At 47.2% G+C, this 26,158-nt stretch carries 28 protein-coding genes; 17 read left to right on the top strand and 11 right to left on the bottom strand.

Features of this window, described 5'->3' with window-relative positions; all coding sequences use genetic code 11:
• Positions 1-95: 95 nt before the first annotated feature.
• On the top strand, positions 96-1,055 hold the full coding sequence (locus ACESLK_RS13940) for an acetylxylan esterase (RefSeq protein WP_373230113.1): 960 nt from the start codon (positions 96-98) through the stop codon (positions 1,053-1,055).
• A gap of 48 nt (positions 1,056-1,103) precedes the next feature.
• On the opposite strand, the gene ACESLK_RS13935 is transcribed toward ACESLK_RS13940, so the two are convergent.
• The 6 genes from ACESLK_RS13935 to mnmL all read right to left on the bottom strand — a co-directional run bounded on the left by ACESLK_RS13935 (position 1,104) and on the right by mnmL (position 5,244).
• Positions 1,104-1,622 carry a MogA/MoaB family molybdenum cofactor biosynthesis protein gene (locus ACESLK_RS13935; protein WP_373230112.1) on the bottom strand — a complete coding sequence of 173 codons (519 nt, stop codon included), beginning with the start codon at positions 1,620-1,622 and terminating at the stop codon, positions 1,104-1,106.
• A gap of 48 nt (positions 1,623-1,670) precedes the next feature.
• Entirely contained in the window at positions 1,671-2,192 is a 522-nt protein-coding gene (locus ACESLK_RS13930; protein ID WP_373230111.1) for a hypothetical protein, read from the bottom strand.
• 78 nt (positions 2,193-2,270) lie between these two features.
• Positions 2,271-3,242 (bottom strand): type I phosphomannose isomerase catalytic subunit, encoded by a 972-nt coding sequence (locus ACESLK_RS13925; protein WP_373230110.1) that lies wholly within the window; start codon positions 3,240-3,242, stop codon positions 2,271-2,273.
• A gap of 1 nt (position 3,243) precedes the next feature.
• Positions 3,244-3,645 (bottom strand): VOC family protein, encoded by a 402-nt coding sequence (locus ACESLK_RS13920; RefSeq protein ID WP_373230109.1) that lies wholly within the window; start codon positions 3,643-3,645, stop codon positions 3,244-3,246.
• A gap of 53 nt (positions 3,646-3,698) precedes the next feature.
• Positions 3,699-4,259, bottom strand: coding sequence for a tRNA 5-(aminomethyl)-2-thiouridylate-methyltransferase MnmM (gene mnmM / locus ACESLK_RS13915; RefSeq protein ID WP_373230108.1), 561 nt, complete (start codon positions 4,257-4,259; stop codon positions 3,699-3,701).
• 19 nt (positions 4,260-4,278) lie between these two features.
• Positions 4,279-5,244 (bottom strand): tRNA modification radical SAM protein MnmL/YtqA, encoded by a 966-nt coding sequence (mnmL, locus tag ACESLK_RS13910; protein ID WP_373230106.1) that lies wholly within the window; start codon positions 5,242-5,244, stop codon positions 4,279-4,281.
• Positions 5,245-5,551: 307 nt separating this feature from the next.
• Between mnmL and ACESLK_RS13905 the strand changes: the two genes are divergently transcribed.
• Entirely contained in the window at positions 5,552-5,737 is a 186-nt protein-coding gene (locus tag ACESLK_RS13905; protein WP_373230105.1) for a hypothetical protein, read from the top strand.
• 141 nt (positions 5,738-5,878) lie between these two features.
• Here ACESLK_RS13905 and ACESLK_RS13900 read toward each other — a convergent pair whose 3' ends face one another.
• Genes ACESLK_RS13900 through ACESLK_RS13890 form a run of 3 tightly spaced genes read right to left on the bottom strand, consistent with a single transcriptional unit; the run spans position 5,879 to position 8,487 of the window.
• Positions 5,879-6,736, bottom strand: coding sequence for a YitT family protein (locus tag ACESLK_RS13900; protein WP_373230104.1), 858 nt, complete (start codon positions 6,734-6,736; stop codon positions 5,879-5,881).
• A 24-nt stretch (positions 6,737-6,760) separates the two neighbouring features.
• Positions 6,761-7,987, bottom strand: a complete 1,227-nt coding sequence (locus ACESLK_RS13895) for a cation:proton antiporter (protein ID WP_373230103.1) — start codon at positions 7,985-7,987, stop codon at positions 6,761-6,763.
• A 5-nt stretch (positions 7,988-7,992) separates the two neighbouring features.
• Positions 7,993-8,487, bottom strand: coding sequence for a cation:proton antiporter regulatory subunit (locus ACESLK_RS13890; protein ID WP_373230102.1), 495 nt, complete (start codon positions 8,485-8,487; stop codon positions 7,993-7,995).
• Positions 8,488-9,127: 640 nt separating this feature from the next.
• Here ACESLK_RS13890 and ACESLK_RS13885 point away from each other — a divergent pair.
• Entirely contained in the window at positions 9,128-9,784 is a 657-nt protein-coding gene (locus ACESLK_RS13885; RefSeq protein WP_373230101.1) for a phosphatase PAP2 family protein, read from the top strand.
• Positions 9,781-10,539, top strand: coding sequence for a tRNA (guanosine(46)-N7)-methyltransferase TrmB (gene trmB / locus ACESLK_RS13880; protein WP_373230100.1), 759 nt, complete (start codon positions 9,781-9,783; stop codon positions 10,537-10,539). The genes ACESLK_RS13885 and trmB overlap by 4 nt, the downstream gene beginning before the upstream one ends.
• Before the next feature lie 115 nt (positions 10,540-10,654).
• Here trmB and ACESLK_RS13875 read toward each other — a convergent pair whose 3' ends face one another.
• Positions 10,655-11,179 (bottom strand): phosphatase PAP2 family protein, encoded by a 525-nt coding sequence (locus tag ACESLK_RS13875; protein WP_373230099.1) that lies wholly within the window; start codon positions 11,177-11,179, stop codon positions 10,655-10,657.
• 165 nt (positions 11,180-11,344) lie between these two features.
• Between ACESLK_RS13875 and ACESLK_RS13870 the strand changes: the two genes are divergently transcribed.
• From ACESLK_RS13870 to ACESLK_RS13835, 8 genes are all read left to right on the top strand, one after another.
• On the top strand, positions 11,345-12,502 hold the full coding sequence (locus ACESLK_RS13870) for a glycosyltransferase family 4 protein (RefSeq protein ID WP_373230098.1): 1,158 nt from the start codon (positions 11,345-11,347) through the stop codon (positions 12,500-12,502).
• A 137-nt stretch (positions 12,503-12,639) separates the two neighbouring features.
• The gene (locus ACESLK_RS13865; protein WP_373230097.1) at positions 12,640-12,843 is read left to right on the top strand and encodes a hypothetical protein; all 204 of its coding nucleotides are present in this window, start codon (positions 12,640-12,642) and stop codon (positions 12,841-12,843) included.
• A 22-nt stretch (positions 12,844-12,865) separates the two neighbouring features.
• The gene (locus ACESLK_RS13860) at positions 12,866-14,104 is read left to right on the top strand and encodes a glycosyltransferase family 2 protein (protein ID WP_373230096.1); all 1,239 of its coding nucleotides are present in this window, start codon (positions 12,866-12,868) and stop codon (positions 14,102-14,104) included.
• Positions 14,105-14,361: 257 nt separating this feature from the next.
• A complete protein-coding gene (gene infC, locus ACESLK_RS13855) occupies positions 14,362-14,952 on the top strand; it encodes a translation initiation factor IF-3 (protein WP_373230095.1) in 591 nt (196 codons plus the stop codon).
• Positions 14,953-14,968: 16 nt separating this feature from the next.
• A complete protein-coding gene (rpmI, locus tag ACESLK_RS13850; RefSeq protein ID WP_373230094.1) occupies positions 14,969-15,169 on the top strand; it encodes a 50S ribosomal protein L35 in 201 nt (66 codons plus the stop codon).
• 33 nt (positions 15,170-15,202) lie between these two features.
• Positions 15,203-15,562: a 50S ribosomal protein L20 gene (gene rplT, locus ACESLK_RS13845; RefSeq protein WP_373230093.1), complete on the top strand. Its 360-nt coding sequence runs from the start codon at positions 15,203-15,205 to the stop codon at positions 15,560-15,562.
• 532 nt (positions 15,563-16,094) lie between these two features.
• Entirely contained in the window at positions 16,095-18,137 is a 2,043-nt protein-coding gene (locus tag ACESLK_RS13840) for a methyl-accepting chemotaxis protein (RefSeq protein WP_373230092.1), read from the top strand.
• Between the two features lie 207 nt (positions 18,138-18,344).
• Positions 18,345-18,617, top strand: a complete 273-nt coding sequence (locus ACESLK_RS13835) for a hypothetical protein (RefSeq protein ID WP_373230090.1) — start codon at positions 18,345-18,347, stop codon at positions 18,615-18,617.
• A 58-nt stretch (positions 18,618-18,675) separates the two neighbouring features.
• On the opposite strand, the gene ACESLK_RS13830 is transcribed toward ACESLK_RS13835, so the two are convergent.
• Complete coding sequence (locus tag ACESLK_RS13830; RefSeq protein WP_373230088.1) at positions 18,676-19,119, bottom strand: GNAT family N-acetyltransferase; 444 nt, start codon at positions 19,117-19,119, stop codon at positions 18,676-18,678.
• 551 nt (positions 19,120-19,670) lie between these two features.
• On the opposite strand from ACESLK_RS13830, the gene ilvB reads away from it, so the two are divergent.
• The 5 genes from ilvB to ACESLK_RS13805 all read left to right on the top strand — a co-directional run bounded on the left by ilvB (position 19,671) and on the right by ACESLK_RS13805 (position 25,974).
• Positions 19,671-21,416: a biosynthetic-type acetolactate synthase large subunit gene (ilvB, locus tag ACESLK_RS13825; RefSeq protein ID WP_373230087.1), complete on the top strand. Its 1,746-nt coding sequence runs from the start codon at positions 19,671-19,673 to the stop codon at positions 21,414-21,416.
• Positions 21,413-21,895 carry an acetolactate synthase small subunit gene (gene ilvN, locus ACESLK_RS13820; RefSeq protein ID WP_373230086.1) on the top strand — a complete coding sequence of 161 codons (483 nt, stop codon included), beginning with the start codon at positions 21,413-21,415 and terminating at the stop codon, positions 21,893-21,895. Before ilvB ends, ilvN begins: the two co-directional genes overlap by 4 nt.
• A 176-nt stretch (positions 21,896-22,071) precedes the next feature.
• Entirely contained in the window at positions 22,072-23,064 is a 993-nt protein-coding gene (ilvC, locus tag ACESLK_RS13815; protein ID WP_373230085.1) for a ketol-acid reductoisomerase, read from the top strand.
• Positions 23,065-23,189: 125 nt separating this feature from the next.
• Positions 23,190-24,740, top strand: a complete 1,551-nt coding sequence (locus ACESLK_RS13810; protein WP_373230084.1) for a 2-isopropylmalate synthase — start codon at positions 23,190-23,192, stop codon at positions 24,738-24,740.
• A 37-nt stretch (positions 24,741-24,777) separates the two neighbouring features.
• Positions 24,778-25,974, top strand: a complete 1,197-nt coding sequence (locus ACESLK_RS13805) for an aminotransferase-like domain-containing protein (protein WP_373230083.1) — start codon at positions 24,778-24,780, stop codon at positions 25,972-25,974.
• The last annotated feature ends 184 nt before the right edge of the window (positions 25,975-26,158 follow it).

Here is a 26,158-nt window from a genome sequence, read left to right as displayed (position 1 = left end):
TCACCATAGTGTTGCAACGGGTCAACGACGACAAGTATGATAGGTTCTGATGGATAACGAGCAAAAACCAGTGTTAGAAGGAGCTGACAAAATACATGAGCAATGCCATTACGAGGCGGATTGAGGATTTGGAGAAGCTGTCTCCCCCTCTAACCGCACAAGCAGATCTGGATAACTACTGGGAACAGACAATAAGTCAGTTCTCTAGTAAACCCTTGAATGCTACAAGATCACCTCTCGAAACGCCGTTAGCTGAAATGGAAGCTTATAAGGTTACATATGAAGGGTTTGACGAGACTCCGATTCATGGTTGGTATTTACTGCCTCGTTCATCGCGAGGAGAGAAAATTCCTTGTGTCGTACTCTATCATGGTTATACAGGGAGTAAAGGGTACCCGGAGGATTATGCGGCTTATATTCTGATGGGAATCGCGGTATTCTCGATCGATATCCGGGGACAGGGTGGAGAGACGGGTAACCGTCTTGATCAATCTTATGGCATGACTAAGGGCTGGATTACTCAGGGAATTCTAGATCGGGAAACCTGTTACTATAAAGCCATTACATTGGATGCACTTAAGGCACTTGAGTGGGTATGTGAGCAGCCAGAAGTGGATTCAAAACGGATCTGCGTATCAGGTGGAAGCCAAGGCGGGGGATTAGCGATGATTGCGGCAGCCTTGTCAGATAAACCGACAATTGCAGTCGCTCATATTCCGAATATGTGCTATATGGATTTCGGGATTCTGAACTCCACCAGCGCATTATCGGAAGCCGCAGCGTTCCTCGAACGATTCCCTGAACATCTCGACACAGTTCTAAAGACGCTGAGCTATTACGATAATATGAATCTCGCACATCGTATCCGGATTCCTTTACTGGTGACGGTCGGACTGAAGGATATGGTTACAATGCCCGAGACGATCTATGCCGCCTATAACCGAGTTCAATCGGAGAAAACCATTTATCCTTATCCGTTCACTGGGCATGCCGTTACGGGAGACCAGAACCGTAAAGCATTGGACTTCATTACTAAACATCTTCTGCAAGCATAAAAAATAATCTCCAATACCGCTAAGGAATAATAACGGTATTGGAGACAACTACTTATCCTTATAAAGCTCCCGCATAACGTGTCCCAATTCGGGGATAATCAGCCGTGTCATCGCCAGGCGGACCGCACCAGTCGAGCCGGGCATCGAGAATACGGCGGTTTGACCGATGGTACCCGCGATCGCCCTAGACAGAATAGCTGCCGAACCGATATCCTCGGTAAAACTCAAGTAGCGGAACAGTTCCCCGAAGCCAGGCATCTCCTTGTCCAGTTGATCGCGAACCGCTTCATAGGTCGTATCTCTTCCGGCAATTCCTGTGCCTCCGTTCAACAGAACAGCTTCCACTTCTGGATTTTCTGCAGCACTGCGGAGCAGTGTCTTAATTCCGTCATACTCGTCGCGAACGATGGCATACTCTGTAACGGTATACCCTTTCTCCTCCAACAAATCACGAATGAGTTGCCCGCTTTTATCTGTTTCCGGAGTACGTGTATCAGACACCGTTATTATCGCACACGAGACGCTAACAGGGGCTTCGCGTCGATGTTCTTCGGTTGATGTGAGCATAGAATCCTCCCAAAAAAACGGCGAATCCCTTAGGATCCGCCCTCATTTTTAATCCGCTTTTGCCTCGGAAGATAGTGAAGACACTGATGTTTGTTTTGGCTCTTCCAAAGGATAATCCGCTGAACTAACCGGAGCTTCTGTTGCCTCCTCGACCTTTATCGGTACGGGTGCTGGCTCCCTAACGAAACGATCAACGACAGCAGGTACGAGCAGGGTTAATGCACAAGCTAAAGTCATCCATACAGTGAAGCCATGGTGCTGCCCCTCAGTAAAATCGGAAAAGACAGAATCGCGATACCAAAGGATGAAGGTATTCAGAAGCAATCCGACCGCTGCGGCGACAAAACCGAAGCGAGTCGCAGATCCTCGTTCCCTGAACAGCTTAAGCCGAATAACCAACGCGATTCCGATGAGTAGGAGAAAAGTAAGCATTTCTAATAGAAACAAGGAGGAACCAAAATAATTGTTACCTACCTCGAGCACGACCCAACCTCCGAATAACAGGAAGAAAAGGGTGGCGACAGCCCACATTGCGACTCCCAATCCTAACAATATGATTCCCTGACGCATGAGACCCCGACCTTTCGTCTATTAGCTTAAACTGATTTCCCTGCTCGATTTATTCGACAAAACCAGTATTTTTTCCTCTTAAGGCACTAGGCTGCGAAGCACCGTCATTGAACCATCAAGGGTGTAGTTGCCTAGATTGGCCGGAAGCAAGAAGCAGTCGCCCGCTTTGGCATCGACAAGTCCGTTAGACCACCCGATACTGCCGGAGCCTTCGCACACGATGAGAATAACGAAGCTGTCTCCCGATGTACCCAACGACCATTCTCCTTGCACGACCCCTTTATCAGTTGTGAAATAGGATGAATCAGCCAAGGTGAGCCATTCGCCGGGCTTAACACCGTCCGTATCCATTCGAGTAGCTCCAGATCCCTCGAAGGCCGTAACATTCAAGGAATCCTCGACATGTAATTCGCGTGGCTTACCATCTAGTCCCGGACGGTTGTAATCGAATAGTCGATAGGTTGTATCCGAGTTTTGTTGGATTTCCGCTACAAGTACACCTGCGCACAATGCATGTACGGTTCCAGCTGGAATGTAGAAGGTATCTCCCGCTTTAACGGTTACCTCCTGCAGGCAATCCATTATCCGTCCTTCATCAATGGACTTAGCCATTGATGCCCGGTCTACACCTGGCTGTAGTCCATAGATGATCTTAGCTCCTGGCTTGGCGTCGAGAACATACCACATTTCTGTTTTTCCGGGCTCACCCTTTGGGAGTCCTTCGTAATGATCGTTCGGATGCACCTGAATAGACAAGTCGTCGTTACAATCGAGCAGCTTTATTAATAGAGGAAAACGTCCGTTGCCGGATTTGCCGCCTTTTGCTCCAAACCAAGTTTCACCGAATAGCTCGCGAATTTCGTCCAGTCCTTTACCTGCTAGAGCACCGTTCGTAACGTGAGACACACCATTCGGATGATCGGCAATCATCCAGCCTTCTCCGATTACGCCTTGGGGGACGTCGAAGCCAAACCGCTCAAGAGCGCGGCCGCCCCAGACTCTTTCCTTAAATTCAGGTTTAAAATGCAATGGGTAAGGTTGTATATTCATATTATTGATTGCCTCCTCTAGTGGATTGGAAAAATTCTATTGCCTCGCCATCCGGGCCGTCGAAAAAAAAGTAGCGACTGCCATTAGGTAAAGCCGTAATTTGCTCGTCTAAGCCAGACATCTGTAAGGAACGGATACGATTAAATTCTTGCTCAATATCATCAACGGTAAAGGCAACGTGATGCACGCGGCCCGCCTTGGCAAGCTCACCCGTGAAGCCTTCAATGAGCTCAATCTCGGTATCTTGTGACTTTGGAAACGATAGAAAAGCTAGACGAATAACACCGTTCGTATGCAGCAAAGTTTCTGTGTGCGTTAGACCAACCACATTTTCATAGAACGGAATGGAAACCTCCAAAGAGCTAACCATAATACCCACATGCTCAATCTTAAGTACTGCCAATTCAATTCCCTCCAAGTTTGCGATCAATCGTGCACGCAAGCGCCCACGAATCGTCAGCTTTTGATCAAAGCGATTAAATAGGGCGCTGTCGGTTTCTGTGGAAACCGATAAACAATGGTCTGGGCGAGGGAAGGTGATATGTCGGAAGCCCAGGCATAAACGGCGTTTGCTTCCTGATCTCCGCCCTCATGTCCAGGATAAACAACTATAGTAAGCAATCCGCCGCTTCGAAGCAACAGGACTGCGGTCTTCAAAGCAGATAATGTAGTTGACGACTTAGTAATAATGTCATGCGAAGCGCCTGGAAGGTAACCCAAGTTGAACATAATGACACTGATCTGTCCATGATGTTCAACCGGTATACCGCTCGCCATATTCTCATGACTGGTATGCAGAAGATCAACAGGTGCAAGCCCTTCTGTTTCAGAAACCGAATTCAAACGCTGACGTGTGTTCTCAATTGCTGAGGATTGAATGTCAAAGGCATATACTTTCCCTTCAGCGCCTGCTAACTGAGCAAGGAATAGCGTATCAGCGCCATTCCCTGCTGTTGCATCAACAACGATATCCCCCGGTTTGATTCGTTCAATTATCCATCTCTGTGCTTGGCTCAAGACGAAGAGAAATCCCATCTTATCGTCTTCGTCCCTTCCATGCTTTACCCTGCCAGCTGTTTCTTCTAACCAACTCGGCATCTATGGCATTTAGCACTTCCCATTTACGCAGGCTCCACATCGGACCGATAAGCAACTCCCTTGGAGCATCCCCCGTAAGACGATGGACAATTATCTCTGGAGGCAGAAGCTCAAGCGTATCGACGACAAGGTCAACATACTCGTCCTGCTCCAAGAAACGAAGCAAGCCATCACGCCATTGGCGGACCATGGGGGTTTTGCGCATGAGATGAAGCAGATGGACTTTAATGCCTTGTACATCCATTTCCGCGACAGCCTGTCCCGTTTCCAGCATCATCTCCCGCGTCTCGCCGGGCAAGCCATGGATAATATGTGCACACACGCGAATGCCGCGGGCTCTTAGTCGACGTACCGCATCCTCGAAGCAAGCTGTATCATGAGCTCGGTTAATTAGCTGTGAAGTCGACTCATGAATCGTCTGCAAACCCATTTCCACCCATAGGTAGGTGCGCTCGTTAAGCTCAGCGAGATAATCCACGACATCATCAGGCAAGCAGTCGGGTCTTGTGGCAATGGATAACCCAACAACCCCGGGCTGCTCGAGAATGACCTCATAATATTCACGCAGCGTCTCTACCGGCGCATAAGTATTCGTAAAAGCTTGGAAGTAGCCGATATACTTCGCTTCAGGCCACTTCAGATGCTGTCGGTCGCGAATCTCGTTAAACTGTGACACGAGATCATTACGCCGGCTCCCTGCGAAATCGCCTGAGCCTCTAGCACTGCAGAAGGTACAGCCTCCCGCAGCAATACTCCCGTCCCGATTCGGACAGGTGAAGCCGGCATCGAGCATAACCTTGAAGGTTTTCGTGCCGAAGGTTTCGCGCATCTCGTAATTCCAAGTATGAAACCTTTTTTCAGCCCATAATAGGGGAGTTATTGAAGCATTTTCAATCGTCGTCATGCTGCATCCGTCCTTTGAAGAAGTCGGTATTATTGTAGCGAAAAACAGGGCAAAATGCGAGGATCGTCGTTATTATCCATTAATCGGATCAATCATGTCTGTTTCCATCCCAAATGAACATCAAAAAAAGGGCGTTATCTTCATGCTTTAAACTTGAAAAAGCTAACATGATATGTTATATTGAAATTGCGCCAAATCAACAAACAAACCTTACATCTTCAAATTCCTCGTCGCACTATTCATACCATTACCATATCTCGGGCAAGTTAATACAAATGATAAACATTCGATTGGAGAGGTGATTCACATGAGTGCAGGTGTACGAATTCCCCAAGGGGACGATACGGTTAAGGTAGAACTGACAGTGAAAGAAGCGATGGCGTTGGCAGGAGCGAAGTTCCCCAATAACCATAATATCGAAGTGTCGGCTAGAAAGAAGCTAAATCTAATTATCGAAGACCATTATATTGAAGATCATCGTCCTGTGAACTAAGGCGAGAATCCTCAGTTTAAGAGACCGAATGCCCAAATCCAGGGTGTTCGGTCTTCTTTGTGTTGACAACTAAAAGGGGAAGCTATTCGAAAGCCATATGACTTCGCGAATAGCCTCGCTTACGGGTATAAGGAAACGTTCCTAAAGCTGTTTCTTCATTTGCTGCTTTATTGTGGCACCCGTTAACGTTCCTTCATTAATACGTTGGAAGGACAATTTGCATTCTGGATCTATGTCCCATAACAGCTTCTTGATTCTTGATAGCTCCAATCGATGAATGGTGAAGATCAGAATGTGATGATCGGATCCCTTTCCCGTATCCCAATCGGTGAGCACGGTGACTTCTTTCCCCAGTTCAATACGAAGAGCTTGAGTTATTTCTTCAGATTGGGAAGTTGAGATCCACGCCATTCGAGTTAAGGAAAATCCATTCATGGAGAATGAAACTGTTTGATAAGATAGAGCGAATGCGATAACGGAATGCATGGCCGCATCCCAACCGAAGACGAATCCTCCCCCTAATATAATGATCCCGTTGAAAGACCAGATCATAAATCCGACTCGATTGGGTTTATGAGGACCCATTAGATAAACTGCGCCATCTGCAACATCAAGAATACCATCAAAACGCAAAATTACACCAATGCCCAGACCTAAGAAAATTCCACCTGCCACGGAGGCGGCTAAGGGTGTGTCAATAAGAGCTGGGGCAGGATGTAAATAAAAAGCGCTTAAGGACAGAATCGATAGACCGAACAAGGTGATCAGACGGACTTCGGGATCGAGATACCGATAACGGAATAAGATGAAAGGCAGGTTAAGCAGGAAAAGAAACAATCCAAGTCTCATATCGCTGAAGTAAGCGACTAATAAGGAGACACCTGTCACGCCGCCGACAATAAGATGATGAGGAACGAGAAATAATTCCAATCCAACCGCACATAGAATTGCTCCCAAGATTACAATCCCAAATCGGTATGATACGCGCAGCTTCTTCATTGCTGCTTCATCCTCTCTTATGGATTAAGAGTTTTCTGCTTTGGCTTTTACTTTGGTACTGGCTTTGCTGAACCGGAATACTGTATCCAGGACCTTATAGATGAACTTATTTTCTTTAGTTAACAGAGGGCCGAGTATTGCTAAGATAAGTACGTAAAGGGCAGCGAATGGCTGTATAATCGGCATCAAGCTTCCTGTCTTAGCTATGTTCGCCATAATAATAGAAAATTCGCCGCGTGCGACGATGGTTAATCCAATGTTGACTGAAGCTTTGGAAGAGAGCCCCGCGCTGCGACCGGCGAGCATGCCTGCTGCAAAATTACCGATAAGTGTGAGAATCACTGCTGCTAGTGACAGCCAAACTGCGCCGCCTAACTTTGTTGGATCAATGGTTAAGCCGAAGCTAAAGAAGAAGATTGCGCCGAAGAAATCTCGGAACGGTAGAATAAGCTTCTCTATTCGCTTCATGTGCTCGGTTTCCGCTAGTACCAAGCCGATTAATAAGGCACCAATCGCTTCCGCTACATGTATGGTTTCTGAGAAACCTGCAACGAGGAACAATCCAGCAAATATAACAAGTCCGAATACTTCATTGGAACGAATATTCAGCAGCTTGTTTAATAAGGGGACTGCTTTACGCCCGACGATCAATAAGGCAAGCATGAAGCCGAGTGCGATCAATGCGGACATAGTTACCCCCCAAATGGATGCAGAGCCGCTTAGTACAAGTCCCGACAGAATCGAAATATAAACAGCAAGGAATACATCCTCGAACATGATGATTCCAAGAATCATTTCTGTTTCCGGATTGGCAGCGCGTTTGAGATCAACCAGCACTTTTGCGACTATAGCGCTGGAGGATATCGTGGTTATTCCAGCTATGACGAGTGTTTCCTGGAGAGGGAAACCGCTAGCCCAACCAAACACGAGTCCCAGAGTGAAGTTAATGCCAATATAGATCGTGCCACCGATGGCAATAGAGCGACCGGATTTGACAAGTCTTCCGACGGAGAACTCTAGCCCCAAGTAGAAGAGAAGGAACAAGACGCCAAGCCTGCCCATAAATTCGATTAACGGGGTGCTCTCGATAAATCGGAAATCGAGATGCCAGAGCTCGACTGAATGAGGTCCAACGGCCATTCCGATTAGAATATAGAAGGGAATGACGGAAAATCTAAGTTTTGACGACAACAAACCGGCCAGTGCAATCAACGCGATCGCCAAGCCTACTTCCAATATGATGTGATTCATAATGATCAATCACATCCATTCAATAATATCTGTTTGAGTAATTTGTGTTGTTGACGTTCTCCGGCAACGACTAATGTCGCATTCGAGGTTAATCTGTAATCCGGCCCCGGATTAATATGCTTGCTATGATTGGATTCGATGACGGCGAGGATGGATGCACCGGAGTTTTTGCGAATATGAAGCTCCCCGATTGTTTTTCCAAGACACTTGAAATCCGGCTCCAGCTTATACCATTCAATGATGAGATCGTCGAAAGCCACCTCAATCGATTCAAGCTTCTTAGGTTTATAGGTCATTCCCCCGATCATAGCGGCGACTATACGAGCTTCATCATCATCAAGGGTGATCATCGATATGCTTTCCTCTAAATCATCGTTATCAAAGTGATAACATTCCCGTCTCCCATCGTCGTGTACGATGATGACCAATTTGTCCCCACTACGAGTGTTTATTTGAATCTTTTTCCCGATACCGGGCAAATCAATTTCTTGAATTTTCATTTTGTGGTTCCTCCTGAATGCATGAATTGCTTCCTTATTTATCATTTTCGTATAAGCCAAATAAGATGCAGTCGATTAAATCTCTTGAGCTGCAACAATCAATTGGAATAAGAAACGAAACAGGAAGTGAACTTCAAGGGCATCAGTAGGATTTTGCGTAATCGCAAATTTATTAAGGGGAGGAAAACGGATTTCATGTGAGGCATGCGATAGGGAGGATACGGGGAATTGCTAAATAAAACAAAGAGAGATAAAAGGGCAGCGAAAAGCAGCAATTTGTTCATGCTAGGCGCTGCTGTTCTTTTTGTGGCTTTAACGCTGTTCGGTGCGTCGTGAGCGAAGTGAGAACGTGATGTTTGTTCTGATTGATCGACTATCATCATAGTTGGCATGCTGAACAGCGTAAAGGCAACTAACAGGAATAGGACGAATTTCCAGCTATGAAGGTTGTTTATAAGCTTCACCATCAGGGTTCATCCTTTCCGATGTTTTATTAAGAATACCATAAAACATGATTTTCGCTCAAACCGATAAAAATTTGTTGTTCATTTTAATCGTTACCTACTGTCTCTCTACACATTAGGGTTCTTTCATGATAAACTTCATTTTATCGTGTTTTCTTTAGGAAGGAGACGTAGTTATGAGTGGGTTGGCTCATCTGCGGAGAGCTTATGCATGGGGGCTATTAGCTTTCTTATGTTTTGCTGTTATTGCCATCATAGTGAGGAACACTAGTATCAAGGGCTTTGATTTGTCAGTTATGGCTTGGGTTCAAAGCTTCGAATCGGACAAGCTTACACTTATAATGGAGGGCTTTAGTTGGATCGGAGCGACAGTGCCGGTAACCCTGCTAACGATAGCATTAGCAATGTTCTTGTTTTTCGTCTTTAAGCACCGCTATGAGCTTTTACTTCTCCTTGTCGTTGTTGGCGGATCAAATGTGCTGAATGTTAAGCTTAAACATGTGTTTCGCCGTGAAAGACCTGACCTGCATCGTATAGTTGAAGAGGCGGGATACGGGTTTCCTAGCGGTCATTCCGTTGCCGTCATAGCGTTATATGGCGTATTGATTTATTTATTATGGAGGCACGTGAATAGCAGGAAAGGCAAGGCGGCTTTGATATTTATCGGCTTGCTTATGGTAATTGGTATCGGGTTAAGCAGGATATATTTAGGCGTGCATTTCCCAAGCGACGTTATAGGCGGGTATTTAGTAAGCGGTGCATGGTTAGCGATGTGTATAGAGATATTCAGGATGTTTAGCAAACCGAACAATGCAGGAGGACAAAAAGAATGAGACTACGCGGCAGAAAAAATATTAGGGAAAGCCTGGAGCGGCAGCCGGATCTTGTCGTGCTGGAGCCTCAGAAGCTGAAGGGGAGATGGCACGAATTTTTCGGGAATGACAACCCGATCCATATTGAATGCGGTATGGGCAAAGGTCAATTCATAAGCCGAATGAGCTTCAATAATCCGAACAATAATTATATTGGAATGGACATCTATGATGAGTTATTGCGTCGGGGAAGCGAGAAGGCTCGAACATTATGGAAAAGCGAAAAAGGAATCGACGAGGTACCGAACCTTGCGTTAGTACGGGGTAACGTAGAGTTTCTTGAGAAGATGTTCGAGCCAAGCGAGCTGGAGCGCATCTATCTCAACTTCAGCGATCCTTGGCCGAAGTCCAAGCATGGCAAGCGCAGGCTTACCCATCCTCGTTTTCTATTGAAATACAAGGATTTGCTAAGTGACATTGGAGAAATCCATTTCAAAACAGATTCGCTTAGTTTGTTCGAATTCTCATTGAACAGCTTTTCAGCAGTTGAGCTTCAAATGCGCAACATTTCTTTGGACTTGCATCGTCATGGAGTTCGCGAGGATCTTGTTATGACGGAATACGAGACGAAGTTCGTTGGACAAGGAATGCCAATTTATCGGCTTGAAGCGGTGATCGGCGAGAAAGTTCGGCAGGAGTTTCGTCGTCTGGTAGCGGAGAATTTGGAAGATCAAACTCGCAGAGGCAGTCCCAGGGATATGGACTCAGGTGAGTGAGTCTGATTCGAAGGACGAATAATAGGAAGCGGCCGCACCCAAGTGAGAGTAGGGTGCGGCCGTTATAATAATCGTGCTTGCTAAATTTAGTGAGCACGTTATTTTTTTTCGCGGCTCAAATCCAGATAGTGAGAATAAGAGCGGTCGTGCTTCCTAGTAAGGCTCCTGCAACGGTGTCGCTTGGGAAATGAAGCCCGAAGTAAATGCGCGACAAGGCAACTCCGATTCCAACGGGCAGCAGCAGCGGGATAAACATCGGTTCAACGAGCATCCATGGTGTCAGCATGGCGAAGGCAGCGGTTGTATGACCTGATGGAAAGGACGGATCCTTGAGCGGATGGCGATTAGTATTGATTTGCGGAAACACTTGATAGGGACGCAGACGGGGCGCGCTTCGCTTGGCAATGGCGACAGGAAGATGGCTGGCGACAACTGCGGCGAACGCCTGCCAACCAGCGGTGCTCCAAGGCTCTGGTGCAAACAACGCTGCGGCTAGCGAGAGACAGAGACTGAATGTCGCGCCTCCAATGAGCGATAACAGCTGGAACAGCCAGTTCAGTGTAGAACGATTCCAGCGAATGTTGACATGTAAGAAAAGCGGGCGTTCTACTTCCTGCAACATGCGGTATATTCGGCTCATTGCTCCCTCTCCTTTGGGCCATACAGGTTAATCAGCCAACCGGGCCGATTTGTCTCTTAACTTAAGAATACAATACAATTGTCACCGCTGTATTAACGTGCTTTTGACACCACGTTAACGTCCCGCCTCTAGAATGGAGGAAACGGACGAAAGAGGGGATCTCCCATGCCAGAAATTCGGTTGGCTTTGTTTACGGACACCTATTTTCCGGAAATGAACGGAGTAGCCAAAACATTGGAGCGTTGGGTACGGTATTTACGAAAGCAAGGGGTCGAATGTCTCGTGTTCGCACCTTCGAGGCCGCGAAGGGAGAAAACGATATCGGAGGAAGCGGAGAGACTGACAAGTCTGCCCTTTTTTCTATATCCTGAATGCAGGCTTGCAGTTCCTCAGACGGGTAACGTGGAACGAAAACTATTGGACTTCAGACCTACGATCATCCATGTTGCGACTCCATTTGGCACGGGTATGGCGGGGCGATATTTGGCGATAAAACACGGAATTCCGCTAGTTGCATCCCACCATACTCATTTTGTGCGGTATTTGCCGTTTTACAATCTTCAATGGATGGGCAAACTTTTATGGAGATATTTGCATTGGTTCCACCGACCTTGCAGTCGAATATATGTGCCTTCACAATCCGTTCTGGAGGAATGCCGCCAGGATGGCTGGGAAGGTTTAGAGATTTGGAGCCGCGGAGTGGATACACAGCGGTTTCATCCTTCTGTAGACCGTGAGGAGTTTCTGCGGATTCATGAAGTACCCAAATCACGGTTTATTGTTCTATATGCCGGACGAATTGCTCCGGAAAAACAAACAGAGGTAGCTGTGGAAGCGGTTTCCAGATTTACAGACAAGACAAATGCAGACGCTCTGCTTGTTATTGCCGGTGATGGTCCAGCGACACAAGAGATTAAAGCATTAGCTCAAAGTTTGGGAGTGGAAACACGGTTTCTTGGAGCCCTTCCGCAAGGTCAGCTTCAACAATGGATGGCTGCTTCGGATCTACTGCTTTTCCCCTCCGCGACGGAAACATTCGGCAACGTTGTATTGGAAGCGATGGCGTGCGGCCTGCCGGTTCTAGGCGCAGCGGGCGGTGCAGTACCCGATACCGTGCGTCATGGCTTAAATGGGTTACTATGTCCTCCCGGTGATATTCAGGCATTCGCTGACCACGTTGAGCTCCTGTACAAAGATGCTTCCTTACGGGCAAGATTATCGGTAGCGGGTGTTCAGGAAGCGAAGTGCCGCTCTTGGGATGAGGTGTTCAAAGGCCTCCAGACAAGTATGGAGGAAGCGATGGGAGTTTTAAGTGCAACTTAATATAGGGCTAAATCGTTAATTTGGTGGGCGGTGTTCTGGGTCTCTGGATAGAAAATGATTGGAAAACGCTGAAAAGGTGCCTTGCGGAGTAGTAAAACCTGCAACTTGAGTTGCTCCGCTGCCGAGAACCCCTCATCTTGGCTGTAAGCCGCGAATATGAGGGCAGCATCCTTTTGACAAATCTGCATAAACCTAAGAGAATCAGGGATGTGTCTTCGGAAGGCATAACAGAGAACAAGAAAAGCTGGCTTGAGAGAAAAAAACAAAAGCTAAAGAGAGAAAAAGCAAAAGCTAAAAGAGAGAAAAAGCAAAAGCTTAAAGAGAGAAAAAAAGAAAAATAGGGTTTAGGGGGTATAACTGAATATGTTAAACAACATCTTTTTGGTCGTTCAGGTATTCTTTTTCCTGATTGGCGCGTATCAGGTTATTTTGTCTTTCTTCGGATGGTATCGTAAAAGAGAACGGATTACGCACAAGCCGACCAAGTCTTTCGCTTTACTCGTCGCTGCTCACAATGAACAAGCCGTTGTTGGGGCGTTAATTGAAAATTTACTTAAAATGGACTATCCCCGCGAGTTGTTCGACATCTTTGTTATTTGTGACAACTGCACGGATGGAACGGCGGATATCGTGCGTCAATACCCAGGGGTCCACGCTTGCGAACGCAGTAACCCTAACCAACGGGGCAAAGGCTTTGCGATTGAATGGATGCTTAAAGTATTATGGAAGCATCCAAGGCAGTATGATTCCATCGTGATGTTCGATGCTGACAACTTAGTGGCAACCAACTTCTTGCAATACATGAACGAAGATCTATGTAATGGACACCGGGTGATCCAGGGTTACCTGGATACGAAAAACCCGAATGATTCCTGGGTTAGTGCGGCGAACGGGATTAACTATTGGTTTTGTAATCGACTATGGCAGATGCCGCGTTATAACCTAGGATTATCCAACTTCCTTGGCGGTACGGGAATGTGCTTCGAGACTAAGCTGTTGAAGGAAATGGGCTGGGGAGCAACAAGCCTTGTCGAGGATTTAGAATTTACGATTCGCTGCATTCAGCGTAACATCTATCCTAAGTTCAACTACGATGCGCGTGTATTCGATGAGAAGCCGATTACGTTCAAAGCTTCTTCCCGTCAACGCCTTCGTTGGATGCAAGGGCATTTCGATATTACGCGCCGTTATATGCTTCCGCTGCTGTGGCAAGGAATCAAAGAGCGTAGTTTGGTTAAGACCGACGCCGCCCTCTATGTTTTTAACGCGTATAACTTCTTGCTTGGTTTCTTTATTACTGCGACACTATGGTTCGATCTTATGCTGCCTGGCAAACCGTATTTCGATTCGATTTATTCTATAGCGCCTGCGTGGCTGGCCATTCCGATTTCTCTGTATATTTACTTGCAGGTTCCCCTTGCTATGATGCTTGAGAAGGTGAATTGGCGCGTGTACATTAAGCTAATTATGTTCCCGGTTTTCTTCTTTACTTGGTGGCCGATTACATTCTGGGCCTTCTTCACTCAAAACAACAAAACCTGGAGCCATACACAGCATACACGTGTTATTCGTCTTGAAGAAGTTCAAGGCAAGCAAATGTAAGGACTAAATAGCACTAACTGCTGTCCCAAGATTCTGATGACCTGGGGCAGTTTTTTATGGAATTATGCGTTGACATCCTTGTTGTTGAGTGGTATAGTGTTCGTTGTGACTGATTCATGGAAATTATTCAGCACGCACAAGCAGAAGCACCCGCTTCTCACCTGAGTTGGCCATTGCCGACGGGTATGCGAGCCGACGATATACGGTAACATTGGGAGCTTTGGTTTCCTAACATAACCGTTTACGTTAGGTCTAAGATGCGGGTCGATGCGACTCGTATTTTTTTGTTTTTTCTGAGCAATTCACTCGGTAGTTCATTTCGGAGGTGGAACATTATTAGCAAGGATCATCAACTCAACGAGGAAATCCGGGCGAAGGAAGTCCGACTGGTCGGGCCTGAAGGCGAACAAATCGGTATCAAACCATTCCGTGAAGCGATGCAGATGGCAATTGACGCGAACCTTGACTTAGTTAACGTAGCACCTCAGGCGAAACCGCCGGTGTGCCGCATTATGGACTATGGCAAATTCCGTTACGAGCAGCAAAAGAAGGATAAGGAAGCCAGGAAGAATCAAAAAATCGTCGACCTCAAAGAAGTTTGGTTTCGAGCTAACATTGAAGAAAATGACTACCAAACGAAATTTCGTAACGTAGTGAAGTTTTTGAATGAAGGCGACAAAGTCAAATGTTCCGTACGTTTCCGTGGTCGTGAAATCACGCATGCCAAGCTCGGTCAGAAGATTCTTGAGCGGGTAGCGAATGAAGTAGCAGATATTTGTGTAGTAGAGCGCATGCCTAAGCTGGAAGGCCGCAGCATGATTATGATTTTAGCTCCGAAAGCCCACTGACAGGAGGATACAATTCATGCCTAAGATGAAAACACATAGCAGCTTGAAAGATCGTTTCAAAATTACTGGTACTGGTAAAGTAAAACGCTTCAAGGCTTACAAAAACCACTTGCTCTCTCATAAATCGGGACGTGCAAAACGTGTACTGGCTACTCAACCGTTGATGGCTAAAGGCGATGTTCGCCGCATGCAGCAACAACTTTCAAACCTGAAATAATCGTATATGAACACTTCCGGGAGGTAATGAATCATGGCAAGAGTTAAAGGTGGGTTCGTAACACGCCGCCGTCGCAATAGAATGTTGAAGTTAGCTAAAGGTTACTGGGGCGCGAAACATCGCCTGTTTAAGAAAGCTAAAGAACAGGTAATGAAATCCCTTATGTACGCATACCGCGATCGTCGTCAGACGAAGCGTAATTTCCGCAGATTGTGGATCGTGCGTATTAACGCTGCAGCTCGCCAAAACGGTCTGTCCTATAGCAAAATGATGCACGGCTTGAAACTGGCTGGTATCGAAGTGAACCGCAAAATGCTTGCTGACTTAGCTGTTAACGACATTAACGCGTTCAACTCGCTAGCAGGCGCTGCAAAAGAAAAAATCAACGCATAGTATTAATGCGTACCAGAAAGCCCCGGGCAACCGGGGCTTTTTTGAACTTTCAGACTTACAAGCAGTTGTGCAGCACAATTGACGATTGGAAATATTGGAAAATCATCCTCGGAATAACTAAAGAAGAAACCTTATGATCGAAATTGTCCCCGAAGAGCCATATTTACTCTGCGATTGAAAAAATCCATATGAATTCTTTCAAAATGTCCATGTAACCTTTCGTTAAATACTGATAAGATATTGGAACAATGTATCATCTTAATGTTAAACATGGATTCGGGAAGTAATGCAAAAATTGCATGAACACAGATTGGATTGCCTGGTAGCGGCAATATTTGGATAACAGCAGTCTGACAATCAATCAGACCTGCTGTTATTTCCGTTTAATGAAGAAGGATTATCCAATGAACAGGGCAAGGCGTGGGAGAAAATCGTGAATAGGTTTGACTATAAGTTTGGCCGGAAACGGGAGAGCATCGCTAAGTGTAAGTTAATTTAACAGAGGTTTACTGACAAAATGGAGGGCTTCATAATGAAGACGATTCGAATGAAAACAATGCTAACAATTTTACCTCTGGTGCTGTTAACTTTAATTTCTGTATCAATGGTGTCCTATTTCAATTCGAGGACTATGATACAGGATCAGATAGAAAGGACAATGACCGAGCAGTTGAATGGGACGATCAATCAACTCGACAATCGATTTATTGCGCACGGAAAGACGGCTGAAGTATTCGCTAGAACTATTGAAAATTTTGCTTCAGACTTCTCGTTTGATCAGTATGACGCAATGATCGGGAACACGCTTCAGTCCAACGGTGACACATTCGGTATAGGAATTTTTTTCGAACCCAATCGTCACGAGACCGACAAGAAGTATGCTTCTACTTATGGATATAAAGATAAAGACCAGATTATTTTCACGCAAGATTACAGTGCAGCGGAATATGATTACCTGAATCAAGAATGGTATAAAACAGGCGTCAATGCATCTGGCGGAGTGGCATTCACGGATCCGTTCTATGATCCGGGCACGGATGTGACGATGGCTACGGCTGCAGCTCCCGCTTTCGACGCTAAGAAACAATTGTTGGGCGTAGTGACGGCGGATATTAACTTGGTCACGATTCAAGACATCGTGGAGAATACGAAGGTTGGAAGCACAGGATGGGCGCTTTTGCTGGATCGCAACAATAATTACATAGCGGGGCCGGAACGGGATAAGATCATGAAGCTTCAAGTCTATCAGGATAGCAATCCGTCGTTTGCGTCTTTGTCCGAACCGTTGATAAGCAACGCATCTGGACAAGCAACGTATTCGGATGAGAAAGGGCTAAACCACGTCTATTATAAGAAAATACCGAACATGGAATGGACCTTGTTGCTTGTCATTCCGGATAAGGAATTAAATGCCCCTCTGCAGAAACTGGTGAGTACGCTGTTGATTGTCAGCTTAATAGGGATCGCCGTGATCATTGCTACTATCATGTTGTACAGTTGGTTTATCACAAAAAATATCAAAAAGGTGAACGCTTTGTCCGTAATGCTCGCCCAAGGAGATTTCACGCAAACCTTATCGTCAAGAAGCAGAGATGAATTCGGCCAAATGGCTAAGTTTTTTAATATAATGAGCCAGCGGATCAAAGAAATGTTGGTTGAGGTATCGAGTCACTCTCTGAATGTCGCCTCCACCTCCGAACAACTTATGGCGAGTGCAGAACAGACGAGCAAGGCTACTGAAATGATTACGGCATCCATACAGGAGGTTGCCGGAGGTGCGGAGACTCAAGTGCAAAGCTCCGAGGAAGCCGCTAGGGCAATGGGGGAAATGGCTGTGGGGATACAGAAAATCGCCGAATCCGCATCAGCCGTCTCCGAATCGTCGTTATTAGTATCCAATAAAACGCAGCAAGGCAGCGAAATCATCCAAAACACGGTCAAACAGATGGAATCCATTCGCGATTCCGTCGATCAATCGGTGCATATATTCGTTGCGTTGGACGAACAATCACAAGAAATTGGAAAGATTATCGATGTCATCAGTGGAATTAGCACGCAAACGAATTTGCTGGCGCTGAATGCGGCGATCGAAGCGGCAAGAGCAGGTGAACATGGACGTGGGTTTGCCGTCGTAGCCGGAGAAGTGAGGAAATTGGCCGAGCAGACTTTGCAAGCTGCCGACCAGGTATCCTCGATGATCGGAAAGATCCAAGCCGAAATGCAGCGTGCCGGAGCTTCGATTCAGCAAGGGACGAGGGAAGTTCATGAAGGAACCAAAGCCGTACAGCTAACCGGGGAGTTATTCCGTGATATTCTTACGCAGATGGAGCAGGTGGCCGACGAAGTTCAAGAGGTTTCAGCCGCTTCGGAACAAATGTCGGCAAGCAGCGAACAAGTAACGGCCACTGTCGAGCAGCTGGCACGCATCGCACAGGATGCATCGGATAATGCGCAAAGTGTGGCGGCGGCCTCCCAGGAACAGTTAGCGTCGATGGAGGAAATTACGTCCTCCGCGAACTCTTTGAGCAAGCTGGTTCAGGAATTACACGACTTGATCGGAAGATTTAAAATATAAGAGAAACCTTACGATTCGGAAGAGTCGACTGATTTTCCGCCAGAGGGGGCAGAGGTACAAGCATAAGCGGCACCCCTTACATAAGATGCAGAACATCGATGATGACTACCGAGTCAAGCTGAACCGTTGCTTAGACTGCCATTCATGGGACGATTCCGTGACACGGTTATTGAATCATCGGTTGCATCTAGGGAGGAGGGTTAAGAGATGGCAAGTGTTACTCGCGCTCAAGCCCAGAAGTTAGTCGGCAAACAGATTTATGCGGTTCGTAAGGACGGTTCGGTTGCTTCAGGAAAGCTTGTTCGTATACAAGGAAACCAATTAGTGCTAGAACAGCCTAAAGGCAAAAAGGTGCAGACAAAAGCCTTTATATTGCCGCTTGTATTGTTCGATTTGCTTGCCATAGGAACGTTGCCATACGGTGGTTATGGTGGTTACGGTGGTTATGGTGGTTATGGTGGTTTCGGAGGTTGGTGGTAATATTTGTTGAACGAACAGCAGGTTTGACAATTAGTCGGACCTGCTGTTTACTTTTCATTTAAACAAGAACTTTGGCTAATTCAATTACTTTTAATGATTCAATGGTTCGCTGTGGATAATAACCAAGGCGATGATAAAACCGGAGCGCACGATAATTGTCCTCATCCACGAAGACACGGGATATTGTGCATCCTTTTTTGAGTCCAAATTGCTCTGCTCGTTGCATAAGCTCTGTTCCCCATTGTCTATTCTGGTATCTAGAATCGACTGCCAGTAAATCAATTAATAATGTCTGGTAGTGAAATTCCATATGAAGGAAAGCCAAGGGAGAGCTCCTTCGCGACAATGAAACAACTAATGTAGCGCCTTTACGAAGACGACGTGTAATCTCAGAATGTAACCGACTATCCCTTGGGTGCTGCCACGGAGATATCGGTACAAGTTGGGTGCGGACCAGCTGTATAATCCCATTATCGTCTCGTTGCTGCTTCCATCGAATCAAGTGGGATTTCCTCCCCGGTTCATGTTGCTCGACAGGTTCGTAATTGAAGAATGCCGATTTTTATAACGTATGAACAAGTTATCTGTACGGTAACGGCTAAGTTATGTATTGACGAATGCCTTGGCGAAGAATATAATAAATGCTGAATCTACTGAAATAGAAAAAGCCGTGATGAGGAAAAAGCAATGGGGCTCTTAAGCTCAGAGAGTATCGGATTTGCTGAGACCGATGCCTTAACCCCTGTATGCGAAGTCTCCTCGGAGCTATTCGCCTGAACCGCCTAACAAGGCTCAATAAGGAGAATCGGGTTTGCGCACGTTATTGCGCATAAGGTGTAAGATTGTCCTCCGCTCTCGCGTCGGCAGACTTATACTTACCAAGGCCGCCATTGTGAGGTGAGCGGCAAACTCGGGTGGTACCGCGGAAGCAACAGCCTTTCGTCCCATGACAGCCATATTGGCGTTGGGATGAAGGGCTTTTTTTATGTGACGAATAATAGGTGAGGCCAGAAGCGAACTTAAATTATTCGCACTTAGAAAGGAGGAATAAGGATGAGTACACAAGGCGTTACATCAAAATCCAAAGAAGAATTGATTGAGAAGTGGAGTAAGCCGGAAGTAATCTCAGGGTCGGAAATGCTGCTTCGCAGTTTGCTATTGGAGGGAGCGGAGTGCGTCTTCGGATATCCGGGCGGTGCCGTTCTGTTCATCTACGATGCGATGCACGGCTTTACAGATTTCCAGCATCTGCTTACACGCCATGAGCAAGGAGCCATCCATGCAGCAGACGGGTATGCACGTTCTACTGGTAAGGTAGGCGTTTGTATCGCAACTTCAGGACCGGGGGCAACTAACCTGGTCACGGGAATAGCAACGGCTTTTATGGATTCAGTGCCGCTTGTTGTAATTACGGGTAACGTAGCGACTAGCTTTATTGGAACGGATGCGTTCCAGGAAGCGGATATTGTCGGGATTACAATGCCAATTACCAAACACAGCTATCTGGTGCGTAAGGCGGAGGACTTGCCTCGCGTGATCCATGAAGCCTTCCATATTGCGAACAGCGGACGCAAAGGTCCAGTGCTGATCGATATTCCGAAAGATGTATCTGCCGAGAAAACCTTATTCCAGCCCGTATCGCATGTTAGCTTGCGGGGATATAATCCAACGGTTCAACCGAACAAGATGCAAGTGGACAAAATGCTGCGCGCAATCGAGCAAGCAGAACGTCCAGTCATTCTTGCCGGCGGCGGCGTTATCTACTCCGGGGCACATGAGGAATTGTTCGAATTCGTAACGAAGACGGGCATCCCGACGACAACGACCTTGCTCGGTCTCGGAGGATTTCCAAGCGGAAATGGGCTTCATATGGGTATGCCGGGTATGCACGGAACGTACACTGCGAATACGGCTATCCAAAGTGCCGACCTCCTTATTAATATTGGAGCAAGATTCGATGACCGCGTGACAATGAAGCTGAAAGGCTTCGCTCCGCTTGCGAAGGTTGTACACATCGATATCGATCCAGCGGAAATCGGCAAGAACGTTCCGACCGACATTCCGATCGTTGGCGACGTAAGAGCCGTTCTGCAGCTTGCTAACGCGAGTGCGAATAGAGCAGGGAAGGCAGATGCTTGGCGCGCTCAGGTAAGTGAATGGAAGGCTGCTAAGCCTAACAAATATAAGGATTCAGATGTCGTTCTTAAGCCGCAATGGGTTGTTTCTATGATTCACGAAACAACCAAGGGTGACGCCATTGTAACAACGGATGTGGGTCAGCATCAGATGTGGGCGGCTCAGTATTATCCATTAAACAAGCCTCGTTCGTGGGTAACCTCTGGCGGGCTGGGGACGATGGGCTTCGGTTTTCCTTCTGCCATAGGCGCTCAGATGGGCAATCCGGACCGAGTAGTCGTTTCCATTAATGGAGACGGCGGGATGCAAATGTGCGCACAGGAGCTTGCGATCTGCGCGATCAATAACATTCCGGTTAAGGTAGCCATTATTAACAACCAGGTGCTCGGTATGGTTCGTCAGTGGCAGGAAATCATTTACGATAACCGTTACAGCCATATCGATCTAGCAGGCAGCCCGGACTTCGTTAAGCTTTCCGAAGCTTATGGCGTTAAGGCATTCCGTGCTTCCAATAAGGAAGAGGCGCGAAGCGCTTGGCTGGAAGCCTTGGCACATCCTGGTCCTGCGGTCGTAGAGTTCGTGGTCCGCAAGGAAGAGAACGTCTTCCCAATGGTTACGCAAGGCTCTACTATTGGTGAGATGCTGATGGGGGATTCCGAATGAGTAAACATACGATAGCTATTCTCGTAAACGACCAGCCGGGCGTGCTGCAACGGGTGTCAGGCCTGTTTGGCCGCAGGGGCTTTAATATCGAGAGCATTACAGTTGGTTCTTCCGAGGAAGCGGGACTCTCCCGTATGGTAGTCGTCACGACCGGTGATGACCATACGTTGGAACAAGTCCAGAAACAATTGTACAAGCTCATCGATGTCATTAAAGTAATTGATATCAGCGGAAATCCTATGGTTGGACGCGAGCTTGGCTTGATCAAGATCGGTGCTGAGCCTTCGTCCCGGCCGGAAATTCTCGGCATTGTAGAAACTTTCCGCGCCGCAGTTGTCGACATTGGTCCCACGACCTTAATCGTACAGGTTGTAGGGGATTCCGAGAAAATTGACGCTATGATCGAATTGCTTAAGCCTTACGGTATTCGTGAATTATCACGTACAGGTGTAACGGCTATGAATCGCAGTAACAAATAAAGCGTCAGCCTACAAAGCAACAATATACACCGCTCAGTACTAGATAGATCTTTTTGCAGCCTGCTCGAAGCGGGTGTTCGAGGGGAGAGAGCCGAATATCGGTTGTCTCTTTTGGAACGCCCGCTTCGGGGGTCGCCAATAAAGCTTGCAATTATATGAAGGAGGAACACAATCCAATGGCAGTTAAGTTATTTCATGAGAAGGACGCTGATCTGGGCGTTCTTAAAGGCAAAACAATCGCGGTAATCGGTTACGGCAGCCAAGGGCATGCCCAAGCACAAAATCTTCGTGACAGCGGTCTTAGCGTAATTATCGGTCTTCGCGAAGGTAAATCCGCGGACAACGCACGTAATGATGGCTTCGAGGTTCTTTCCGTTGCTGACGCAACTCGCAAAGCGGATGTCGTACAAATCCTTATGCCGGATGAAACTCAAGCCAGCGTTTACAAGAATGATATCGAGCCAAACTTGAAAAAAGGCGCAGCTCTCATGTTCTCCCATGGTTTCAACGTACATTTCGGACAAATCGTAGCTCCTGCGGATACTGACGTCCTTCTAGTTGCTCCTAAATCTCCGGGCCACATGGTTCGTCGTACTTACGTTGAAGGCTTTGGCGTACCGGGGTTGATTGCGATCCATCAGAACGGTACAGGCAAAGCATTCGAAATCGGAATGGCTTATGCCAAAGGAATCGGTTGTACTCGCGCGGGTGTAATCGAAACTTCCTTCCGTGAAGAAACAGAAACGGATCTCTTCGGAGAGCAAGCTGTACTTTGCGGCGGCGCAACTGCCCTCGTTAAAGCTGGTTTCGAAACTCTTGTTGAAGCGGGTTATGCTCCTGAGATGGCTTACTTCGAGTGCTTGCACGAGTTGAAGCTGATCGTTGATATGATGTATGAGGGCGGATTGTCCTCCATGCGCAGTTCCATCTCCAACACTGCGGAATATGGCGACTATGTTACCGGGCCTCGTATTGTAACCGATGAGACTAAGAAAGAAATGAAGCGTGTACTCGAAGACATTCAACAAGGTAAATTCGCTCGCGACTTTATTCTTGAGAACCAATCGGGCCGCGCATTCTTGACAGCAACTCGTCGCAACGAGTCTGAGCATCCGATTGAAGTTGTCGGCGCTCAACTACGCGGTATGATGCACTGGATTAAGAAGTAATAAGTAAATCCCATACGAAACCCCGGCATGCTTAGCCGGGGTTTTTGTTAAAGAACGGCAACCAATATGCTATAATTTGATATAAAGTCATGAATGGCTTCGGGAGGTGCGGGTAGGACCCAACCATGAGAAAAATTTATATTTTTGATACAACACTTCGCGATGGAGAGCAGTCCCCAGGCGTAAATCTCAATACGCAAGAAAAAGTGGAAATCGCCCTGCAGCTGGAAAAGTTGGGTGTGGATCGGATCGAAGCGGGTTTCCCTGCAGCATCTCCGGGTGACTTGGCAGCGGTTAACGCAGTCGCTCGAGCGGTCAAAAATGCAACGATCGTGGGCTTGTCCCGTTCTCGGGAGCCAGACATCGATGCGGTAAGAGAAGCTCTTAAGGGTGCTCAAGATCCCTGCATTCATTTGTTTCTAGCAACCTCTCCGATCCATCGCAAGCATAAGCTGCGGATGGAGAAGGATCAGGTGCTGGAGAACGCTGAACGGGCGATCCGGTATGCCAAGCAGTATTTTGATAAAATCGAATTCTCCCCGGAGGATGCCGGACGTACGGAGCTTGATTTCCTTTGTCAAGTAACGGAAATGGCGATCAATGCCGGTGCGACCGTCGTTAACATTCCCGATACGGTTGGCTATATGACGCCGCAGGAATTCGGAAACATTTTCAAGACGCTTAAAGAGAACGTGAATGGAATCGAAAAAATTCAGTTATCCGCGCATTGCCATGATGATCTCGGAATGGCGACGGCGAACGCTCTAGCGGCTATTCTTAATGGAGCCGATCAAATTGAAGGTACGATTAACGGCATCGGTGAACGAGCCGGTAACACATCGCTTGAGGAGGTTGCGCTTACGCTGGCGACCAGGGCGGAACTCTTCCAAGCTACGACTTCCTTGAATTTGAAGGAAATCGCCAGAACAAGCCGTCTGGTCAGCAAGCTAACGGGTATGGTCGTACCGGGTAACAAAGCGATCGTTGGTGCAAATGCGTTCGCGCATGAATCCGGAATCCATCAGGATGGAATGCTGAAGGAGAAGACAACTTACGAGATTATTTCTCCGGAAACGATCGGCCTTAAGGATAGCAAGCTTGTTCTAGGAAAGCACTCCGGACGCCATGCTTTCCGCGAGAAGCTTGTTGATCTTGGTTATGAGCAATTAACGGAGGAGCAAGTAAACGCTGCATTCGGCAAATTCAAGGATCTGGCTGATCGCAAGAAAACCGTTAGCGATGAAGATATCCGTGCGCTTCTAGAGGAGAAAATCATCGAGACACCGGAAGTATACGCATTAGAGCAGTTAAAGGTAATCTTCGACAGTCATTCGACTCCGAAGGCAATAGTAACCCTCAAGACAGCTCAAGGCTTTGTTAAACAGGAGTCCGAGGGTAATGGTTCGGTTGATGCGATCTATCAAGCGATTGACGCTCTGACTGGAGAAGCGGTTGAACTGGATGATTACACCATAAAATCCGTAACTGACGGTACAGATGCTTTGGGCGAGGTTCATGTCGTTCTAAAGCAAGGAGAGTCCTCTGCACATGGACGCGGAGTAAGTACGGATATTCTGGAGGCGAGCGCGCGGGCATACGTCGATGCATTAAACCGAATGATCGACAAGCGCAACGCGCCTACTCGGAATCGTCGCGACAACGTCACGTTAATTTAATCGATCAGATTGGATCATGCGAAATGGGGAAAGACAGATGAACTATCAATTTTCCGCCAGATTAGGCACTTTTTCCTCCTCGGCGGTTCGTGAGATTTTGAAGCTGACGCAGAAGAAATCTATTATCTCCTTCGCTGGGGGGTTGCCGGCAGAGGAGCATTTTCCAGTGGCCGCCATTGGCGAAGCCTTCCAAAGGGTGCTCGCAGCAGGAAACAAAGCGTTGCAATATGGTTTGACGGAGGGGTACTTGCCTCTGAGGGAAAGCATATGCGACTGGATGGGCCAGAAAGGCATTAAGGTTACACCTGATGATATGCTCCTAACGACGGGTTCTCAGCAAGCGATCGATTTGCTAACGCGAATTTACATCGATTCAGGCGATGTAATCCTGGTTGAAAGACCGACCTACTTGTCGGCATTGCAAGTATTCCGCTCTTATGGCGCTACCTTGGTATCAGTGGATACGGATAATGACGGAATGGACTTAGACGACCTTGCAGCCAAGCTGAAGCAATACCGCCCGAAGATGGTTTACGTAATTCCTACGTTTTCCAACCCGACAGGCAAAGCCTGGAGTTTGGAGCGGCGTAATGGCGTGCTTAAGCTATGCCGGGAGAGCGAAACCCTTATTCTGGAGGACGATCCTTACGGGGAACTGAAATTCGGAGATGCATCGGTAGCTTATCCGTCGCTGTTCTCCTTGGACCAGCATCCGACAGGCTCATGCGTTGTTTATACAAGCACCTTCTCCAAAACCGTAGCTCCAGCTTTAAGAACAGGTTGGGTTATGGCAGATCCGGAAATTATTCGTCATATGGCTCGAGCTAAGCAAGCGGCGGATTTGCATTCCAGCTCGCTTGATCAGCAGACATTGTATCAGTTGATGGAGCATTTTGATCTGCCAGCCCATATCGAGTTCGTTCGCAAGGAATACGAAGCTCGTATGCGCCAGATGGCTGGACTGCTCAATGAGCAGCAATGGCCGGGCGTCATATGGAACGAGCCGAAGGGCGGCATGTTCTTCTGGCTGGAGCTGCCCGAATCTGTCGATACCGCTGAGCTGCTTAAGACTGCAGTCGATCTGGGCGTCGCATTCGTTCCTGGTGCCAGCTTTTTCGCTGAGAATGCGAAGAACAATACGATGCGTATGAACTTCTCGCATACGGATACGGAAGGGACCGTCACGGGGATGAAACGTCTATCGCAGGCCATGGAGAGTGTTCTGGTTAGATAATTGCGATGAGTGAATGTCAGGATTGAAATAATAAGGAGTATGCCTTTGTGCATACTCCTTCAGATCGTCGAGAAACCCCCGTCTCTTGAGACGTAGGGGTTTCTCTTCATTTTTGGAGAGGGGATCATTAAAATCCGAGGGGGATATTACCCTAATTCCCTCCTTTCGAGTTGGAGGGCAATCT

The sequence above is a fragment of the Cohnella sp. genome (assembly GCF_041640265.1).
GTDB lineage: Bacteria > Bacillota > Bacilli > Paenibacillales > Paenibacillaceae > Cohnella.
The sequence above is the reverse complement of the archived record's forward strand: the minus strand, read 5'-3'. Positions and strand labels throughout refer to the sequence as shown.

What these genes read in the sequence shown, in the direction of transcription:
- ACESLK_RS13940 (WP_373230113.1), top strand. Translation starts at nt 96, where the DNA reads ATGAGCAATGCCATTACGAGGCGGATTGAGGATTTGGAGAAGCTGTCT.
- ACESLK_RS13935 (WP_373230112.1), bottom strand. Translation starts at nt 1,622, where the DNA reads ATGCTCACATCAACCGAAGAACATCGACGCGAAGCCCCTGTTAGCGTC.
- ACESLK_RS13930 (WP_373230111.1), bottom strand. Translation starts at nt 2,192, where the DNA reads ATGCGTCAGGGAATCATATTGTTAGGATTGGGAGTCGCAATGTGGGCT.
- ACESLK_RS13925 (WP_373230110.1), bottom strand. Translation starts at nt 3,242, where the DNA reads ATGAATATACAACCTTACCCATTGCATTTTAAACCTGAATTTAAGGAA.
- mnmL (WP_373230106.1), bottom strand. Translation starts at nt 5,244, where the DNA reads ATGACGACGATTGAAAATGCTTCAATAACTCCCCTATTATGGGCTGAA.
- ACESLK_RS13905 (WP_373230105.1), top strand. Translation starts at nt 5,552, where the DNA reads ATGAGTGCAGGTGTACGAATTCCCCAAGGGGACGATACGGTTAAGGTA.
- ACESLK_RS13900 (WP_373230104.1), bottom strand. Translation starts at nt 6,736, where the DNA reads ATGAAGAAGCTGCGCGTATCATACCGATTTGGGATTGTAATCTTGGGA.
- ACESLK_RS13895 (WP_373230103.1), bottom strand. Translation starts at nt 7,987, where the DNA reads ATGAATCACATCATATTGGAAGTAGGCTTGGCGATCGCGTTGATTGCA.
- ACESLK_RS13890 (WP_373230102.1), bottom strand. Translation starts at nt 8,487, where the DNA reads ATGAAAATTCAAGAAATTGATTTGCCCGGTATCGGGAAAAAGATTCAA.
- ACESLK_RS13885 (WP_373230101.1), top strand. Translation starts at nt 9,128, where the DNA reads ATGAGTGGGTTGGCTCATCTGCGGAGAGCTTATGCATGGGGGCTATTA.
- trmB (WP_373230100.1), top strand. Translation starts at nt 9,781, where the DNA reads ATGAGACTACGCGGCAGAAAAAATATTAGGGAAAGCCTGGAGCGGCAG.
- ACESLK_RS13875 (WP_373230099.1), bottom strand. Translation starts at nt 11,179, where the DNA reads ATGAGCCGAATATACCGCATGTTGCAGGAAGTAGAACGCCCGCTTTTC.
- ACESLK_RS13870 (WP_373230098.1), top strand. Translation starts at nt 11,345, where the DNA reads ATGCCAGAAATTCGGTTGGCTTTGTTTACGGACACCTATTTTCCGGAA.
- ACESLK_RS13860 (WP_373230096.1), top strand. Translation starts at nt 12,866, where the DNA reads ATGTTAAACAACATCTTTTTGGTCGTTCAGGTATTCTTTTTCCTGATT.
- infC (WP_373230095.1), top strand. Translation starts at nt 14,362, where the DNA reads ATGCGGGTCGATGCGACTCGTATTTTTTTGTTTTTTCTGAGCAATTCA.
- rpmI (WP_373230094.1), top strand. Translation starts at nt 14,969, where the DNA reads ATGCCTAAGATGAAAACACATAGCAGCTTGAAAGATCGTTTCAAAATT.
- rplT (WP_373230093.1), top strand. Translation starts at nt 15,203, where the DNA reads ATGGCAAGAGTTAAAGGTGGGTTCGTAACACGCCGCCGTCGCAATAGA.
- ACESLK_RS13840 (WP_373230092.1), top strand. Translation starts at nt 16,095, where the DNA reads ATGAAGACGATTCGAATGAAAACAATGCTAACAATTTTACCTCTGGTG.
- ACESLK_RS13835 (WP_373230090.1), top strand. Translation starts at nt 18,345, where the DNA reads ATGGCAAGTGTTACTCGCGCTCAAGCCCAGAAGTTAGTCGGCAAACAG.
- ilvB (WP_373230087.1), top strand. Translation starts at nt 19,671, where the DNA reads ATGAGTACACAAGGCGTTACATCAAAATCCAAAGAAGAATTGATTGAG.
- ilvN (WP_373230086.1), top strand. Translation starts at nt 21,413, where the DNA reads ATGAGTAAACATACGATAGCTATTCTCGTAAACGACCAGCCGGGCGTG.
- ilvC (WP_373230085.1), top strand. Translation starts at nt 22,072, where the DNA reads ATGGCAGTTAAGTTATTTCATGAGAAGGACGCTGATCTGGGCGTTCTT.
- ACESLK_RS13810 (WP_373230084.1), top strand. Translation starts at nt 23,190, where the DNA reads ATGAGAAAAATTTATATTTTTGATACAACACTTCGCGATGGAGAGCAG.
- ACESLK_RS13805 (WP_373230083.1), top strand. Translation starts at nt 24,778, where the DNA reads ATGAACTATCAATTTTCCGCCAGATTAGGCACTTTTTCCTCCTCGGCG.